The following is a 14790-nucleotide window of genomic DNA, read 5'->3' as shown; positions in this document are numbered from 1 at the left end:
TCCGAGCACAACCCTTGATGAGCCGACTCAATACCGAACCGCCGAGCGGCGAAAAGCGGCTCCCGCTATCTACCCTTCGCCCATGACAACTCCACGACCTCGCCGAACAGCGACGGTGGCTCTCGTCATCGCCGCCGCAGTCGCGACCGGCACGATGACCGCACTCGGCACGGGAACGGCGACAGCGGCGCCGGCCTGTGCCGACGTCCACCTAGTTTCGGCTCGCGGCACCAACGAGCCAGGCGGCATGTGGAGCAAGTTCCATCTCGGCACCGTCGTCGGCAACCCGGTGTACGCCGCGATCGACGACGCGGCGTCCGGCACCGTCGACGCGTACCGGGTCGAGTACCCGGCGAGCCTCGAGCAGCCGGCCTCGGTGCAGAAGGGCAATCGAGACCTGGTCGACCATGTGGTGCGGCAGGCCGCCGCCTGCCCGAACCAGCGCTTCGTGCTGGTCGGGTACTCGCAGGGAGCGAACGTGGTGGACAACGCGATCGGCATCAGCAGCGAGGGCGCCAAGGTCGGCGGTCCGATCGTCGCCACGCTGCCGGCGCAGCTCGACGGGCGGATCGCCGCGATCCTGTTGTTCGGCAACCCGATTCGCGGTATCGGCAAGGAAGTCACCGGCCCCTACACCGAACGCACCTTCGATGTCTGCAACGACAACGACCCCGTCTGCGACCCGGACGGCACCGACTGGAACGTGCACACGCGCTACGCCCGCCATGCCGACGCCGCAGCCGATTTCGTCACCGCTCGGATCTGAGCTCGGCGTGGCGCCACTCCTCGATCGCGCGACCGATGTCGGTGGTCGGGGCCTCGTGGTGCAGCCACTCCCGGGCGAGGCGATGCCAGTTGTGGGTCGCCTCGATCCGGCCGAGCGCGGTCAGCGTGAAAAGGTCGGCGCGGCGGGAGAATACGTGTTCCGGCGGCAGCAGCAGATGCCGCACGCCGCGGTGGTCCGCGGAACGCGGATCGAGTGCGAGGACGACGGCACCGGTGGCCAGCTCGGGAGTCACCGTGATCTCCTCGTCGAGCAGGTGCCAGCCCGCGGCCGACCACACGTATTCCAGGCAGTCCTGCGCCCGCACCCGGGATCCGGGCTCGACGATCCCGCGCTCGGCCCACAGCCGGTAGACCTCGTCGGCCCGGTACTGTTCGGCCGCGCACAGCACCTGTCGTTCCAGCTCGAGATGCTCGCGTTCGATCGTGTTGTACAGCCCGAAATCGACGAAGCCGACGCGCCCGTCATCGGCGACCAGCACATTGCCCGGATGGGGGTCGGCGCAGTACTCGCCGTCGGTGAACATGGCGGTGATATAGAACCGGTACACCAGCTCGCCGACGTGATTTCGCTGCGCCGCGGGAAGTCCGCGAATGGTCTGAAATGGTCTGCCGTCGAAGAATTCGGTCACCAGTACGTTGTCGGTACAGAATTCGCCGATGCTGTCCGGGACGGTGATGTACGGATGCCCACGATAGCGCGAAGCGACCCGGTGCTGGTTGCGTGCCTCTTGCCGATAGTCCAGTTCCGCGGTGATGTTCCGGGCTATTTCCTCGAGCACATCGTGGTCGCCTGCCGACGGAAGAAAAGACTTCCACAGCAGGCTGAAGAACTGCAGATTGCGCATATCCGCCTGCACCGCACGGTCCACGCCGGGGTACTTCACCTTGACCGCCACGTCCCGGCCGTCGTGCAGTCGCGCGCGATAGACCTGACCGATCGATGCCGCGGCGACGGGGACCGGGTCGATATCGGCGAACACTCGACCGGCCCGGCCGAGATCGTGCTCCAACACCGCCATCATCTCCGCGAACGGCACCGTCGGCGCACTGTCGAGCAGTGTGGCCAGCTTCGTGCGGAACATCTCGCGATAGTCCGCCGGGATCAGGTCCAGGTCCAGGACCGATGCCATCTGTCCCAGCTTCATCGCCGCGCCCTTCATCCCGCCGAGCACGGTGACGACCTGTTGAGCGGCCTGCAGCGTAGATCGCTCGGCCAGCACTCGACGTGCCTGCTCGGTGCGCCCCAGCATGGCCAGTTTGGTGCCCGCGCCGCGCGCCGCCTGACCGGCCGCCAACCGTCCCAGCCGCGCTCCGCGCACGAGCCGGCCTGTCGGTATCTGCCGGTCTGCCATCGTGGCCTCCTGCGAGTGTGGTCGATAGGCGAATTGTCGACAGCCGCCCGGATCTCCACAGTGCGCCCGGCCCCGATCTGTGCGAATTCACCATTGCCGCTGTGATCGACAACAAGCGGGTAGCACCGACTCGCCGAAAGGAATACCGATGCCACCGAAACCCGTCGACCGGCGGATCCGGCCGAAGCAGGAGCGGGCGAAGGCGACCCGGGAACACATTCTCGACACCGCCGCCGAACTGTTCGGGCAGCGGGGAATCGACAACACCTCCACCAATGTCATCGCGGCGCAGGCGCACGTCAGTATCGGAACGCTGTACCGATACTTTCCGGAGCGGTCGTTTCTCGTCGACGAACTCCTCGATCGGCTCATCGCCGATGTCGAGCAGGAGTTCACCCAGCGGGTATTCAGCCTGCCCGTGGCGACGTCGCCGAAGAGCAGCGACGACTATGTCGCCGTCGCGTCCGAGATACTCGATGTCTTCGCCGAAGTACTGATCGCGAAGTCGGATCTGGTTCGCGCGCTCGTCGGCAGTGTGCAGTTCTACAGCAGCGGGCTACCCGAATTCGAGCCGCGTCTGCGAATGCTGGTGAAGCTCATCGTGATCCAGTTCGTCGGGCCCGGCGACGACCGTGACAACGACATGATGTCCTGGGTTCTGGTCAACACCGGATTCGCCGCGGTCTTGCGCGCTTCGGCCGACGACGTGGCCGACGGCGACCGCGCCGCCGCCATCGCCATGACCGCGCGGATGATCGGCACCTGGCTGTACGGCGAGATGCGGGGCCGCGACTAGCACTGGGCTCACACCGGCACCTCGTCGCGGGACTGGAGATCGGCGAGAACCAGGCGCAGCAGCTGTTCGGCACGGATACGCTGCCAGCCCAGCATGGCGTGCGGACTGAACCTGGCTTCCTCGAACAGCGCGACCAGTTCATGCGCGCCGTCGTCGTGCAGCACGCCGCTGTCGAAAGCCCGCTCCAGCACTTCCCTCGGCGTATCCGAGATCAACGGCGCCGCGGCCCGATCCGCGGCCAGCCCGGCCTCCATGGCCACATAGCAGGCGATCACCGCCGTCCGCGGATCCTGACCTGGCGCGTTCATCGCGGCCAGTCCCATCTCGGCGGCCCTGGTCAGCGAGTCGACTGTGTTCGAGACCTCTTCCTCGGTCAGTTCCACGCTGTCCACCAGCGGCGCCCGGCCGGCGACGGCGACGCCGACGAGACCGGCCACCGCGATGCCGATCAGCACGATCGCCAGGCCCGCGGCTCCCAGCAACGCCATTCCGCTCAGACGCGACGAGTCGACCGCCGAATCGACCACCTGCACATCGACAGCGGCGGGCGCACCGGGCTGTCCCGCTTCCGCCGGTGTCACCGAGGCGACCGGTGTCGGCTGACGCCGTGCGCCGGGCAAGACGAACAGCATGGTGATGCCGACCGCGAACGTCAGCGCCACGGTACTGAGCGCGATCGGGGCCAGCACCGCGAACCGCGTGAACGACAGACGAACCCGGAGACCGTGCTCGACCGCGGGCATCGCCAACGGCAGCCGATGCTGACTGACAATGACGCCCGCGAGCAAGATCACCACCGATACCAGCAGCAATACCGGCATCAACGCGACAGCGACCGGCGAAGTCCCACCGGTTTCACTGGGAACAACGGTCCCAGGTAAACGCCCGTGCAGCGCGATAATCGCCGCGACAATCAAAACGACCGCCGCGACCAGACGACCTATTGGCGCCAATATTTTTCCCACAGCCCTACCGCCGAACCCCTGGAAGCCACCCGAAATGCCCACATAGTGGCATTTCGCCCGGCAATCAGGAACCGACCGAACAAGATTTGGTCGAACTCCCTCGAGGCCCCCGGATTCCTTGTCTCCGACAACATTTCCTACCCCGAGGCAATGAATATTCCGGTGTGGTCATCGCTGCTCGGGGCGTCCCCATACCGTCGGATCCGGTGGAGGCCAGCCTTGCGCCCCCGGGAGCGGAAGGTCTGGGACCGCACTCGATCGATCGGGGCTCGACGGATCGGCAATCCGACGCCAGCCACCTCGAAGCGGGCGCGGTGTCGGCGACGGAGGCGTCGCCGAGCTCGGCGCAGGCGCCACGACAGGCGGGGCCACGACCGGTGGCGGTGTCGGGCGCGGGTGCTGGCTCGGCTCGGTGCGGCGCGACCGCGTCACCCGCACGATCACGATGACAACGATGATCACGAGCACCGGGACCAGCAGGAGCGCGAGCCACGACAAGTAGCGCACGAGTTGCACATACTTCGCGGATCCTGGCGGCGGCTCGGGCGTCGGAGCCTGTGCGAGCACGGGACCCACAGCGTCGTGTACGGCGAGAAGGACAGTGCTCACCGGACCCCCTCCCGGAAAACCAAGCGCCGCAATCGGATACCCGACCAGTGTGCACCCCGTCCGCCGCCTCCGCATCGTTTCCGTGTCCGGTTTCCACGATGGCCGCGGCCGCGTGCGTGTGTCAGTCGGCGAGAAACCGGGCAGCGTTCGCGTGCGCCCAGCGATCGAACGTGGTGGCGGGGTGGCCGGTGATGTCCTCGACACTGGTGGTGGGCAGGGATTCCGGCGGCGGGGCGAAGTCCAGCAGGACGTTGTCGACGTACCAGGCGGTGTTGTCGCCCATGGTGGGTCGCAGCGCGGTGATGGTCTCCTCGCGGGTGGAGGTGCGAAAGGTGATCTCGCGGTCGAGGGCATCGGCGAGGTGCGCGACCAGGTCCGCGCGAGTGAGGATCTGCGGGCCCGCGAGGGAGTGCGCGCGGCCGAGGTGACCGTCCTCCAGCAGAGCGGTCGCGGCTACGGCGGCGATGTCGTTCATGGCGATGGGCGCACTGGCGGTGCCGGGGTGCGGCTCATGAACAGCACCGGTGTCACGGATCTGCTGAGACCACGTCAGGGTGTTCTCCATGAAGTCGGCGGGCCACAGATGAGTCCAGTCCAAGCCGCTGCCCTCGACGGCGTTACACACACTGCCCCACCAGCTTTCGGGCTCACCCGACAGGTCAACGACATGCCGCACCCCGGCTGCCCGCGCCAGCTCGAGGACCTCGGTGACATTGTCCGGCGAAGGCGCGAGATACATCCGGTCGACGCCCTCGAATGCCGCGGACAACCCCGCCGGTCGTCCCAGATGCCCCCGCGCCACCTGAACGCCTGCGGGCAGCGCCGCCTTGGTGGGGTTGATGGTCAGCGCGCGAATGTCGGTCGCACCGCGCGCGATCAGCTGGTCCACGACCATGCGCCCGATATTGGCCGTCGCCCCGGTAACCAGGATTGTCATCGGTTTCCCTCCGTCTCGGTTCGTTGGACCACACGATCCTGCCAACGAAATCCGAGCGGCGCACATGGCAATTTCGGGCGGCTCGTGATGGTCGGGTTCCTGCTCGGCATGGTGTTCTACTTCGAGTCCTGCGGACAGACCTTCGACCCGAAGTTCGGCTGGCCGATCATCGGCTACCACCTGCTGGAGGAAATACTCGGTCTCGCCACAGTGATCGGAATCCTGGTGCTGATCACCATCCGACAGCGCAACCACCCCCGCCGACCCGAGCGCCTCTCCCTGTTCAGCGGGTCGAATCTCGTTGCCGTGTACGCCATCGATCCCGAGGTGTTGTGGTCGTGCACGACCTGTGGTGCCTGTTCGGAACCGTCTGACGTCCCGTAGTACCGGAATATTTCCGGTAACCGTACCGATATCTATGGTGTGGCAATGTAATTCACCATTTATGTCGAAGTGATGATGTTTTTCCGGTATCACCGCTGGTGGGTTCCACGGAATCGCCGTCGATGCGAAAATGTCCTCGGACCGAGATCCGGTCCGGCAGAGGATGTTCCGCCGGATCTGGCGGGCAGACTGGAGGGGCAGGATGCATTTCTCGTCTCGAACAACTTCGGGCGCACAACGACTCGGCGTGATCGCCGTTCTCGCGGCAGGTGCTGTCGGCCTCGCGGCGACCACCACCGCGCAGGCCGCACCATCAGCCGCGGCTCCGATCGTGCAGGGCGTCGACAGCGGCGTGGCGTTCACCGCGAGTCCGCTGGCCGATGGCTCCGGGCTCACGGTGTCCGCCCCGGACGGCACGTTCCGGGTCGTCGGCGGTGCGGTCACGCTCACGAACAGGGAGGGCAACGTGGTCGCGGCCGTGCCGACCCGCATCATCACCGGAGCAGGCGACTTCGACCTGGTCGCGGGCATCTCCGCCGACGGCAGGTCAGCGACGCTGACCCCCACCGCCGCACCGGCCGTCGTCACCGCCAACATGGCCGAGTTCGTCGACGCGGCCGCCGACACCGAGGCCCGCAAGCAGCACAACGCGGGCATCGGCGCGCTCATCGGCGCCGGCATCGGCGCTGTGCTCGGCTTCTTCCTCGGCGGAGTAGGCGCGCTGGTCACCATCCCGATCGGTGCGGGCATCGGCGCCCTCATCGGCTACTCGACGCCGTAACGGGTCCCGAGTGGTGGCCGGCCTCGCGCGGCCACCACTCGGATCGTCGCCCGGGTCGCCACCATAGGGTGGCGCCCGGAGGACACACGAGTGTTTTACGAAACTGTCTGTGGGACAAGATAAGTTGAGCAGCGAAGCCGTGAGACCGCGCGGCGCTCAGGAGGCTCCGCTGTGTCCGACCCCGCACGCTATCCGATCGCTCATCAGGGCCGGACATTTCAACAACTCCCCCCGCGGCCGCGGCAGTCGTCGGGTGGGTGGATCGTGGCGGCGGTACTGGTGATCGTGGGCGGAATTCTCGGCGCCATCGGTGTCGGCGCCATCGGATTCTTCCGCATGTCGGACAGCGTCGACCGATACCAGCGCGTCACGGTCCCTGGTTCCGGCGATCTGAACCTCGCGACAGGCGATTACATCGTCTACTTCGAGTATCCGGGTGCGGCCACGATCGAGCCGCCGGAAGCAGTGCGAGCCCGATTGACCGACCCCACGGGGCAAGTCGTGCCGACCGAGGCCCTCAGTGGTGAGCAGTCGTATCAGCTGAGTGGCCACGAGGGAACCGCCGAGTTCACCTTCCACGCGGACCGAGACGGCGTCTACACCCTCGAAACCGACGGCGGCCCCGGCATCACCCTGGCCATCGGCCAAGACCTCGGCTCCGCCCTCGCAGGCCCGATCCTGCTCGCGGTGGCGATCGCGGTCACCGCCATTGTGCTCGGCATCGCCATTCTGATCGTCACCCTCATCCGCCGCAGCCGCTCCCAGCGACCACCGGCAAGCGGATTCAGGCCCGCGATGCCTCCCTCGATCTAGACAACGCTCCGGCGCAGGGCAGATACCTTCGCGGCAGTTCGCAGCCGGACGCTCGTCCGATCAGCTGGCTCGGACTTCTCACCAGCGCGGCTAAGGTCGGCAAGGTTGGTATAGCGGCCGAATCGAGGGAGCGATCATGAACGCGTCGAACGAGCGCACACGCAGTGGCTGGGAAGACATCGTCGCCGCGGATCCGGCGCATTCGAGCCGGTATGTGGAGCGGTTCCGGGCGCTCGCCACGCAGGGGACCGACATCGTGGGTGAGGCGCGGTTGGTCGACGCGATGCTCGGACGTGGCAGCCGGGTGCTCGACGCGGGGTGCGGGCCGGGGCGGACCGGTGGATACCTGCACGATGTGGGGCACACGGTGGTGGGCGTCGACGTCGACCCGGTACTGATCGACGCGGCACGCGCGGACCATCCCGGTCCGACCTGGCTGGTCGGCGACCTCGCCGAGCTGGACCTGCCCGTCGCCGACTTCAACGCCATCGTGTGCGCGGGCAATGTGATGACGTTCCTGGCCCCGTCCACCCGGTCGGCGGTGCTGGCGGGTTTCGCCGGGCATCTCGCGCCGGGCGGGCGGGCGATCATCGGGTTCGGTGCGGACCGCGGCTACGAGTTCGCCGAGTTCCTGACCGACGCCGGAAACGCCGGGCTCACCGTCGACCTGCTGCTGTCGACCTGGGATCTTCGGCCCTTCACCGACGACTCCGACTTCCTGGTCGCGGTGTTCTCCCGAACCCCCGGTCCTGGCACCTCGACACGGCCCGACGCATGATGGTCTCCGAGGAGCACTAGACCAGGAGGCGCAGGTGTCCGAAACGACGGTGGACGAGGTGCTGGCCGAACTGACCGCCCTCGACGACCCGAAGATGCGCGCGGTGAACGAGAAGCACGGCGACGATCACGGCGTCAACCTCACCAAGCTGCGCGCGCTCGCCAAACGCCTGAAGACACAACCGGTGCTTGCCCGGCAGCTCTGGGACACCGACGACACCGCGGCGAAACTCCTCGCCCTGCTGATCTGCCGCCCGAAGATGTTCGAGCGTGACGAACTGGACGCGATGATCCGCCAGGCGCGCACACCCAAGGTCCACGACTGGCTGGTCAACTATGTCGTGAAGAAGAACCCGCACGCCGAGGAACTGCGTGTCGGCTGGTTCGACGACCCGGACCCGGTGGTCGCGAGCGCGGGCTGGGCACTGACCACCGAACGAGTCGAGAAGAAGCCCGAGGGCCTCGACCTCACCGGTCTGCTCGACCTCATCGAAGCGCAGATGAAAACCGCACCCGATCGCCTGCAGTGGGCGATGAACCACTGCCTCGCCCAGATCGGTATCGACCACCCCGAACACCGCGCCCGCGCCCTCGACATCGGCGAACGCCTCGAGGTCTTGAAGGACTACCCCACTCCCCCTGGCTGCACCTCCCCGTTCGCGCCCACCTGGATCGCCGAGATCGTGCGTCGGCAGAGCGCCTAGCGGTTCCTGTGCGGCGTGCTCACACTGCGGTGGCCGTGCTCGCGATCGTAGGTCGCCCGCGGGCGGCCGATGGCCGTTAGCGTGTCCGCATGGGTGTGGATGAGATCTGTGATCGATTCGTCGAGGACTACGCGGCCGCTGATCCGGTCACGGCGACCATGTTCGGCATCGCGGGACACGACGATCGCCTGACCGACTATTCGCCCGCCGGGCACGAAATTCGGGCGCGGATAGCGCGAAACGCGTTGCACGCCATGCTCGACGCACAACCGGCCGATGACGGCGAACGGGTGGCGAAAGCTGTGTTCACCGAACGGGTCGGGCTCGACGTGGAGATCCATGACGCCGGGCTCCCTCTCGCCGCGCTCAATGTGATCGAGAGTCCGGTCCAGAACATTCGGATGGTGTTCGACGTGATGGCCGCCGAGACTGCCGAGGACTGGGCGGTGATCGCCGAGCGTCTCGCGGGGGTGCCCGAGGCGCTGGCAGGCCTGCGGGCCTCGCTGCTGGTCGCGGCGGAGCGCGGGCAGGTCAGTGCGCTGCGCCAGATCATCAAGGTCGCCGAGCAGGCGGACACCTGGGCGGGTTCCGGCGCGAACACCGGGTTCTTCACCACTTTTGTCGCCGCCGCGGAAGCTATCGAGGGTGCGCCGCTGGCGCGGCTGCGGCAGGGCGCGCAGGCTGCCGAGCAGGCCTACGCCACTCTCGCCGAGTTCCTGCGCGCCGACCTCATGGCGAGCGCGCCCGCCAAGGATGCCGTCGGCGAGCAGACCTACCGCCTCTGGTCACGCTATTTCACCGGCGCGAACCTCGACCTGCGGGAAGCCTACGACTGGGGCTGGGCGGAGTTCGCCCGGCTCGAGGCCGAGATGATCGCCGTTGCCGCCCGGATCGCACCGGGTGCCTCCCTCACCGAGACCGCGGCAGTGCTCGACGCAGACCCGAAATACCGGGTGCGCGGGCGGGCCGGACTCCGGGCGTGGCTACAGCAGATGTCCGACGAAGCCCTGGCATCGTTGCGCGAGGAGCACTTCGAGATCCCCGACGAGCTCATGCGATTGGAATGCACCATCGCGCCGCCGGGCGGAGTCGTCGGTGCGTATTACATCGGCCCGACCGCCGATTTCAGCCGACCCGGACGCATGACCTGGTCGGTGGAGCCGGACAAAGAGGATTTCACGACCTGGCGCGAGGTCAGCACGGTCTATCACGAGGGTGTGCCCGGCCATCACCTCCAGATCGCGACCGCGGTGTACGAGGCGGATTCGCTGAACACATACCAGCGGTTGATGTCGTTCACCTCCGGGCACGGCGAGGGGTGGGCGCTCTATGCCGAACGCCTCATGCAGGAACTCGGCTACCTCGACGACGACGGCCACCTGTTCGGCATGCTCTCCCAGCAGCTGTTCCGCGCCGCCCGCGTGGTCGTGGACATCGGGATGCACCTCGAATGGGAGATTCCGGCCGGCGCCGACTTCCACGAGGGCGAGCGGTGGACTCCCGATCTCGGCCTGGAGTTCCTGCTGACGCGGACCCTCGAGGACGAGGCCACCGCTCGCGACGAGATCGACCGCTACCTGGGCTGGCCCGGACAGGCACCCGCCTACAAGATCGGTGAACGCCTCTGGCTGGCGGCCCGCGAAGAAGCCCGGGCGCGCGCTGGAGCGTCGTTCGACATGCGGCGATTCCACACCCGCGCTTTGCGATTGGGCGGCATGGGACTGGACACGATGCGGGCACAACTCGCCGCCATGGAGTGAGCGGACTTCAGAACAGGCTGGTCTGCGCTGGTTCCGGCGTCGCCGTGATCGTGGAGTCGAGTTCGATGCGGCGACCGACGAGGCGCGTGTCGTTGACCAACACGAGTTCGCTCGCGCCCGCGGGGTCCCGGCAGGCGATGGTGTGGCCGTGCGCGGTCACCGCGTCGAGGACGTATTCGCCCGGCTCACCGGCGATTTCGGTGGCGACCGGGAATCGGCCGTTGGCCTGGATCGTTGCGTAGAAGTCCCGCCCGCCCGACCAGGCGATATCGGTGCGCGTGATGTCGGCGGGCAGCGTGCCCGCGGCGTGCTCGGCCGCTTCGGCGACCGCGGATTCCAGCACCGCCCAGGGGCGCAGCGGTTTCGTGAGGATGCGGGTCTTCGTGACCCCGGCGACCGCCTGCCCGATCCCGGCTCGCTCGGTCACCGTCCGCTCCAGATCCCGAACGTGCAGTCCATCCGGGGAATCGGTGATGAACCGGGCGACCAGCGCACCCTGTTCGAAGAGACGGCGATTGCGCCGCGACGCCGAGGCCGTACCGACCTTGGTCATCCCGTCCCCGAAATACGCGATGTAGAGGTGGTGTGGCTGCGACATGTAGTCGCGGACCTGTTCGGGCAATGCCGCGAGCGGACCCCGGTGGCTGTGCACCACCGACCACCCCTCGGTGATCCGGCACTGCTCGCACTGGCGCCCGGTGTCGACCCGTGCGCGACGAGGACAGGCGACTCGCCCGCGACGTCCTGCCCCGAACCCGTTGTAGCCCAAGCAGAATCGTGCCGAATCGGTGATCCGGAACGCCAGCCGCGTGCCGACTCCGGGCAGCAGCTCGGTGGTCCCGTCGTCGCCGAGCAGCTCGTAGAACCATCGACCCTGCTCGTCCCAGCGAGTGCCGTAGTACAGGGCCGTGGAGGTCATCGGTCGAACCTACACCGGCCGGTCGGTGCGGATCACAAGTCGGCAGCCGAAAGATATCTGAACCACCAGTAACCCCCGCACGATTTCCCACACCGTGAATCGGTCCCCTACGTTGAGCGCACAGCAGGGGTGCGAAACCGGTAAGGGGCAAACAATGGACGATCTCGAGCTGCTACTCGACACGGCATTCACTGTGACACCGACCGTTCACATGGATTGCCTGACGCAACAGCTGATGTTCGCCGTCGAATCCTGCTCGCGCAACGGAATCCCCTTTCCCCGAATATGGGAAGAGGTCGAAGACGCACTCGACATGGTCCCGGCGGGTATCCCCGCGGAGTGGCGTTCAGGATTAAGGCTCTACCTCAGCGATCACGTGATTTCGGCATTCATGAATGTGCCGGCCGACGCGAAACCGCTACCCGGCGTGTGAGCTTTTTCGGACCGGCGCCAACGCTCGATCACCGGCATTGGACAGATTCCAACGCACCGCCGCGCGGCCTCGGCCGCTGTTAGCGTGCGGCAGTGCGTATCTGGCTGTTCCCGACGATCGTCCTGACCTTGCTCAGTGCGCTGATGGCCACGATGTATCTCGGCTACATCGTCGACCCCGAGAAGAATCTGCACGACTTCCCGATCGCGCTGGTCGACCAGGATGTGGGCGATACGCTGGGTTCGCCACCGCAATGGCGCGATATCGGCAACGAGATCACCACCGCATTGCGCGACGCTGTACCCGCGGACAAGATCGACCTGCGCGTACTGGGAATTGCCCAGGCCGAAAGACAGCTACGCAGCGGCGAACTCTACGGCGCGATCATCATCGCGGGCGACTTCACCAAACGACTCGGCAATCTCGGCACAGGGAGCGTGATTCCCGGCGAGATCGAACGTCCCACGATCACCGTGCGGACCAATCCACGCACCGGCGCGTTCGCCTCGGCGATCGTGCAGCGATTCAGCGACCGGGCATTGACCGAGGTGAACACACGGATCGGTGAGCAGCTACTCGATACCGTGACCGGGACACTCGGTCCTGACTACGCACTGCCGGGTGCGACCGCGGTGACGCTGCGCAACCCGGTCCAGGTGATCCACACCGAGTTCCATCCGCTGCCCGACGGCAGCGGCGCCGGGCTCGGCGCGTTCTTCTACGCGCTCGTCCTGCTGCTCGCTGGCACGCTCGGCGCGATGATCGTGCACACGATGGTCGACGGCGCACTGGGATTCGTGCCGACCGAGTACGGGCCGTGGTCACCGGACGTGCGGCCCGCGCGGATCTCCCGATGGCGCACACTGCTGCTCAAATGGGGCGTGCTCATCGTCGCGGCACATCTTGTGGCGGCGGTACTGCTCGTCGTCGCGCGCATGCTGGAGATGCCTGTCGCACAGCCCCTTCCGCTGTTCCTCTACAGCACGTTCGCGATGATCGCCGTCGGTGTCACCGGCCTGTCGGTGCTCGCCGCGCTCGGCTCGGCGGGGCTGCTGGTGAACCTGATCGTGTTCGTCATTCTCGGGCTGCCGTCCTCGGCCGGTTCGGTGCCGATCGAGGCCACACCACGTTACTTCGGCGTGCTGGCCTCGTTCGAACCGCTGCATCAGGTGTACACGGCGGTCCGCGCGATCCTGTACTTCGACGCCGATCTGGGATCCGGGCTCGCGAGGGGCTTCTGGATGACCGCGCTGGGCCTGGCGGTCGGGCTGGTCCTCGGTGCGGTGAGCACGTCGGTCTATGACCGCGTCGGACTGCACCGCAACCGTGCAGCGAACAGGTGACCCCACGGGCTTGTGAGTCCGCACAACCCCGGCTGTGAGGTCGTCGTGATCCCACCAGGCCATTCCATGGGACCGGCGACTACGACCTCCGATGTGGCTATGTTGCGATTCACACAAGTCCCACGACCAGCCCCATTCGCTGTCTGCCACACCGGAGTGCACTCGATGAATTCTCAAGCCATGGACCGGATACCCAATCCGCTCACCATCGCGGGCGGCCGGGCCGCGTCGAGTTTTCTGGGAAACGCCGACGAGCTGGTTTCGCAGCTGGTCTCCTATTTCGCCGAGAACGTGATGCCCTGCCAGTCACTGCCGAGCGAGGCGATGCGGGGTGACGTCACCGAGTTCACCCGCCGCTGCCTGGCGCTGGCGATGGAGATGCTGGACAAGCGCACCACGCCGTCCGAGCAGCAACTGGTGGCGCTGCGCGCGGCATCCGCCCAGCACGCGCGGGAGGGCGTGCCCGTCGGCACCCTGTTGCGCGCCTACGCCGAGGGGTTCCGGATCGGCTTCGAGCTCGTCGTCGGGCAGGTGACCGCAGCCGACCTCGCCGAGGTCGTCGCGGGTACCCGTCTGCTGCTGCGCACGCTCGAGGTCATCAACGCGACCGTGACGAGCGCCTATCTCGACGAGCAACGCCAGGTCGCCAAGGAACACCAGACCGGCGCGCAGACGATGGTGTCGGCGCTGCTGAGCGGCCACGGTGTCGGCGCGCTCACCCGGCAGACCGGAATCAGAGTCGCCGATTCCTATCAGGTGGTGGCGCTGATGATTCCGGAGCTGGCCGAGGAGCACGACCCGCGCGTGGACGCGCAGGTGGTGGCGCGCCGCAAACTGCGGCGCGTGCAGGCCGCACTGGCCGATGCTTTCGCCTCACGGTCACTCGCCCTGCTGAGTACCAACGGTGGCACCCTGCTGATCCCGAGCGATGAACCCGAGCTGCCGCGCATGACCGGCGATGTCCTCGCCACGATCGGCGCGACCTCGGGAGTCGAGCTCACCGCGACCCTGGTGCCCGCCCCGACCGAGCAGATCCCGCAGGCCACCGAGGAGGCACACGAGCTGCTCGAGCTGGTGCGCGGCATCGCCAAACCCGCTGGGCTGTACGAGCTCTCGGATGTCGCGATCGAATATCAGCTCACCCGCCCCGGTCCGGCGCGCGAGCATCTGGCCGGTGTCATCGCCCCACTCGCCACCCATCCCGAGCTGCTGGAAACGCTGCGGACCTATATGGCCACGGGCCTCAATCGGAAAGCCACCGGCCGGCGACTGCATGTGCACCCCAACACCATCGACTACCGGCTGCGTCGAGTGAGCGGGCTGACCGACCTCGATCTGACGACCGCGGAGGGCATTCTGCGGGCCCGTATCGCACTGCTCGCCGACGATATGGTGCACACCAGGGGCGCCGCGTGATCTCACGTGGCGCCC

At 67.1% G+C, this 14790-nt stretch carries 14 protein-coding genes and 1 pseudogene; 11 read left to right on the top strand and 4 right to left on the bottom strand.

Annotation, left to right across the window (positions count from 1 at the left end):
* Positions 1 to 82 precede the first annotated feature (82 nt).
* Positions 83 to 766 (top strand): cutinase family protein, encoded by a 684-nt coding sequence (locus ACFTS5_RS12230; protein WP_378630253.1) that lies wholly within the window; start codon positions 83 to 85, stop codon positions 764 to 766.
* Here ACFTS5_RS12230 and ACFTS5_RS12225 read toward each other — a convergent pair.
* Positions 750 to 2138: an ABC1 kinase family protein gene (locus ACFTS5_RS12225; RefSeq protein WP_378630250.1), complete on the bottom strand. Its 1389-nt coding sequence runs from the start codon at positions 2136 to 2138 to the stop codon at positions 750 to 752. The two genes, ACFTS5_RS12230 and ACFTS5_RS12225, sit on opposite strands and share 17 nt — an antisense overlap.
* Before the next feature lie 148 nt (positions 2139 to 2286).
* On the opposite strand from ACFTS5_RS12225, the gene ACFTS5_RS12220 reads away from it, so the two are divergent.
* Positions 2287 to 2934, top strand: coding sequence for a TetR/AcrR family transcriptional regulator (locus tag ACFTS5_RS12220; RefSeq protein ID WP_378630248.1), 648 nt, complete (start codon positions 2287 to 2289; stop codon positions 2932 to 2934).
* Between the two features lie 8 nt (positions 2935 to 2942).
* On the opposite strand, the gene ACFTS5_RS12215 is transcribed toward ACFTS5_RS12220, so the two are convergent.
* Both ACFTS5_RS12215 and ACFTS5_RS12210 read right to left on the bottom strand, forming a co-directional pair.
* On the bottom strand, positions 2943 to 3755 hold the full coding sequence (locus ACFTS5_RS12215) for a DUF4129 domain-containing protein (RefSeq protein WP_378630246.1): 813 nt from the start codon (positions 3753 to 3755) through the stop codon (positions 2943 to 2945).
* 874 nt (positions 3756 to 4629) lie between these two features.
* Positions 4630 to 5445 carry an NAD(P)H-binding protein gene (locus ACFTS5_RS12210; RefSeq protein WP_378630245.1) on the bottom strand — a complete coding sequence of 272 codons (816 nt, stop codon included), beginning with the start codon at positions 5443 to 5445 and terminating at the stop codon, positions 4630 to 4632.
* Positions 5446 to 5526: 81 nt separating this feature from the next.
* On the opposite strand from ACFTS5_RS12210, the pseudogene ACFTS5_RS12205 reads away from it, so the two are divergent.
* The 6 genes and pseudogenes from ACFTS5_RS12205 to ACFTS5_RS12180 all read left to right on the top strand — a co-directional run.
* Positions 5527 to 5778: pseudogene (locus tag ACFTS5_RS12205) on the top strand (hypothetical protein); the annotation flags it as partial.
* A gap of 253 nt (positions 5779 to 6031) precedes the next feature.
* Positions 6032 to 6610: a hypothetical protein gene (locus ACFTS5_RS12200; protein ID WP_378630243.1), complete on the top strand. Its 579-nt coding sequence runs from the start codon at positions 6032 to 6034 to the stop codon at positions 6608 to 6610.
* A gap of 171 nt (positions 6611 to 6781) precedes the next feature.
* Positions 6782 to 7423, top strand: a complete 642-nt coding sequence (locus ACFTS5_RS12195) for a hypothetical protein (RefSeq protein ID WP_378630242.1) — start codon at positions 6782 to 6784, stop codon at positions 7421 to 7423.
* A 136-nt stretch (positions 7424 to 7559) separates the two neighbouring features.
* Positions 7560 to 8201, top strand: a complete 642-nt coding sequence (locus ACFTS5_RS12190; protein ID WP_378630239.1) for a class I SAM-dependent methyltransferase — start codon at positions 7560 to 7562, stop codon at positions 8199 to 8201.
* Between the two features lie 34 nt (positions 8202 to 8235).
* The gene (locus ACFTS5_RS12185; protein WP_378630237.1) at positions 8236 to 8904 is read left to right on the top strand and encodes a DNA alkylation repair protein; all 669 of its coding nucleotides are present in this window, start codon (positions 8236 to 8238) and stop codon (positions 8902 to 8904) included.
* An 89-nt stretch (positions 8905 to 8993) separates the two neighbouring features.
* Positions 8994 to 10664 carry a DUF885 domain-containing protein gene (locus ACFTS5_RS12180; RefSeq protein ID WP_378630236.1) on the top strand — a complete coding sequence of 557 codons (1671 nt, stop codon included), beginning with the start codon at positions 8994 to 8996 and terminating at the stop codon, positions 10662 to 10664.
* Positions 10665 to 10671: 7 nt separating this feature from the next.
* On the opposite strand, the gene ACFTS5_RS12175 is transcribed toward ACFTS5_RS12180, so the two are convergent.
* Positions 10672 to 11583, bottom strand: a complete 912-nt coding sequence (locus ACFTS5_RS12175; RefSeq protein WP_378630233.1) for a hypothetical protein — start codon at positions 11581 to 11583, stop codon at positions 10672 to 10674.
* Positions 11584 to 11737: 154 nt separating this feature from the next.
* On the opposite strand from ACFTS5_RS12175, the gene ACFTS5_RS12170 reads away from it, so the two are divergent.
* From ACFTS5_RS12170 to ACFTS5_RS12160, 3 genes are all read left to right on the top strand, one after another.
* Complete coding sequence (locus ACFTS5_RS12170; RefSeq protein WP_378630230.1) at positions 11738 to 12016, top strand: hypothetical protein; 279 nt, start codon at positions 11738 to 11740, stop codon at positions 12014 to 12016.
* A 92-nt stretch (positions 12017 to 12108) separates the two neighbouring features.
* Positions 12109 to 13359: a YhgE/Pip domain-containing protein gene (locus ACFTS5_RS12165; RefSeq protein WP_378630229.1), complete on the top strand. Its 1251-nt coding sequence runs from the start codon at positions 12109 to 12111 to the stop codon at positions 13357 to 13359.
* Between the two features lie 165 nt (positions 13360 to 13524).
* Positions 13525 to 14775: a PucR family transcriptional regulator gene (locus tag ACFTS5_RS12160; protein WP_378630226.1), complete on the top strand. Its 1251-nt coding sequence runs from the start codon at positions 13525 to 13527 to the stop codon at positions 14773 to 14775.
* The last annotated feature ends 15 nt before the right edge of the window (positions 14776 to 14790 follow it).

This window comes from Nocardia sp. NPDC056952, assembly GCF_042674185.1.
Classification (GTDB): domain Bacteria; phylum Actinomycetota; class Actinomycetes; order Mycobacteriales; family Mycobacteriaceae; genus Nocardia.
This window is presented reverse-complemented; position numbering and strand designations above follow the sequence as displayed.

Bases quoted from the DNA above. Each gene is read 5' to 3' on its own strand.
- ACFTS5_RS12230 (WP_378630253.1), top strand. From the start codon at position 83: ATGACAACTCCACGACCTCGCCGAACAGCGACGGTGGCTCTCGTCATC.
- ACFTS5_RS12225 (WP_378630250.1), bottom strand. From the start codon at position 2,138: ATGGCAGACCGGCAGATACCGACAGGCCGGCTCGTGCGCGGAGCGCGG.
- ACFTS5_RS12220 (WP_378630248.1), top strand. From the start codon at position 2,287: ATGCCACCGAAACCCGTCGACCGGCGGATCCGGCCGAAGCAGGAGCGG.
- ACFTS5_RS12215 (WP_378630246.1), bottom strand. From the start codon at position 3,755: ATGCCGGTATTGCTGCTGGTATCGGTGGTGATCTTGCTCGCGGGCGTC.
- ACFTS5_RS12210 (WP_378630245.1), bottom strand. From the start codon at position 5,445: ATGACAATCCTGGTTACCGGGGCGACGGCCAATATCGGGCGCATGGTC.
- ACFTS5_RS12200 (WP_378630243.1), top strand. From the start codon at position 6,032: ATGCATTTCTCGTCTCGAACAACTTCGGGCGCACAACGACTCGGCGTG.
- ACFTS5_RS12190 (WP_378630239.1), top strand. From the start codon at position 7,560: ATGAACGCGTCGAACGAGCGCACACGCAGTGGCTGGGAAGACATCGTC.
- ACFTS5_RS12180 (WP_378630236.1), top strand. From the start codon at position 8,994: ATGGGTGTGGATGAGATCTGTGATCGATTCGTCGAGGACTACGCGGCC.
- ACFTS5_RS12175 (WP_378630233.1), bottom strand. From the start codon at position 11,583: ATGACCTCCACGGCCCTGTACTACGGCACTCGCTGGGACGAGCAGGGT.
- ACFTS5_RS12170 (WP_378630230.1), top strand. From the start codon at position 11,738: ATGGACGATCTCGAGCTGCTACTCGACACGGCATTCACTGTGACACCG.
- ACFTS5_RS12160 (WP_378630226.1), top strand. From the start codon at position 13,525: ATGAATTCTCAAGCCATGGACCGGATACCCAATCCGCTCACCATCGCG.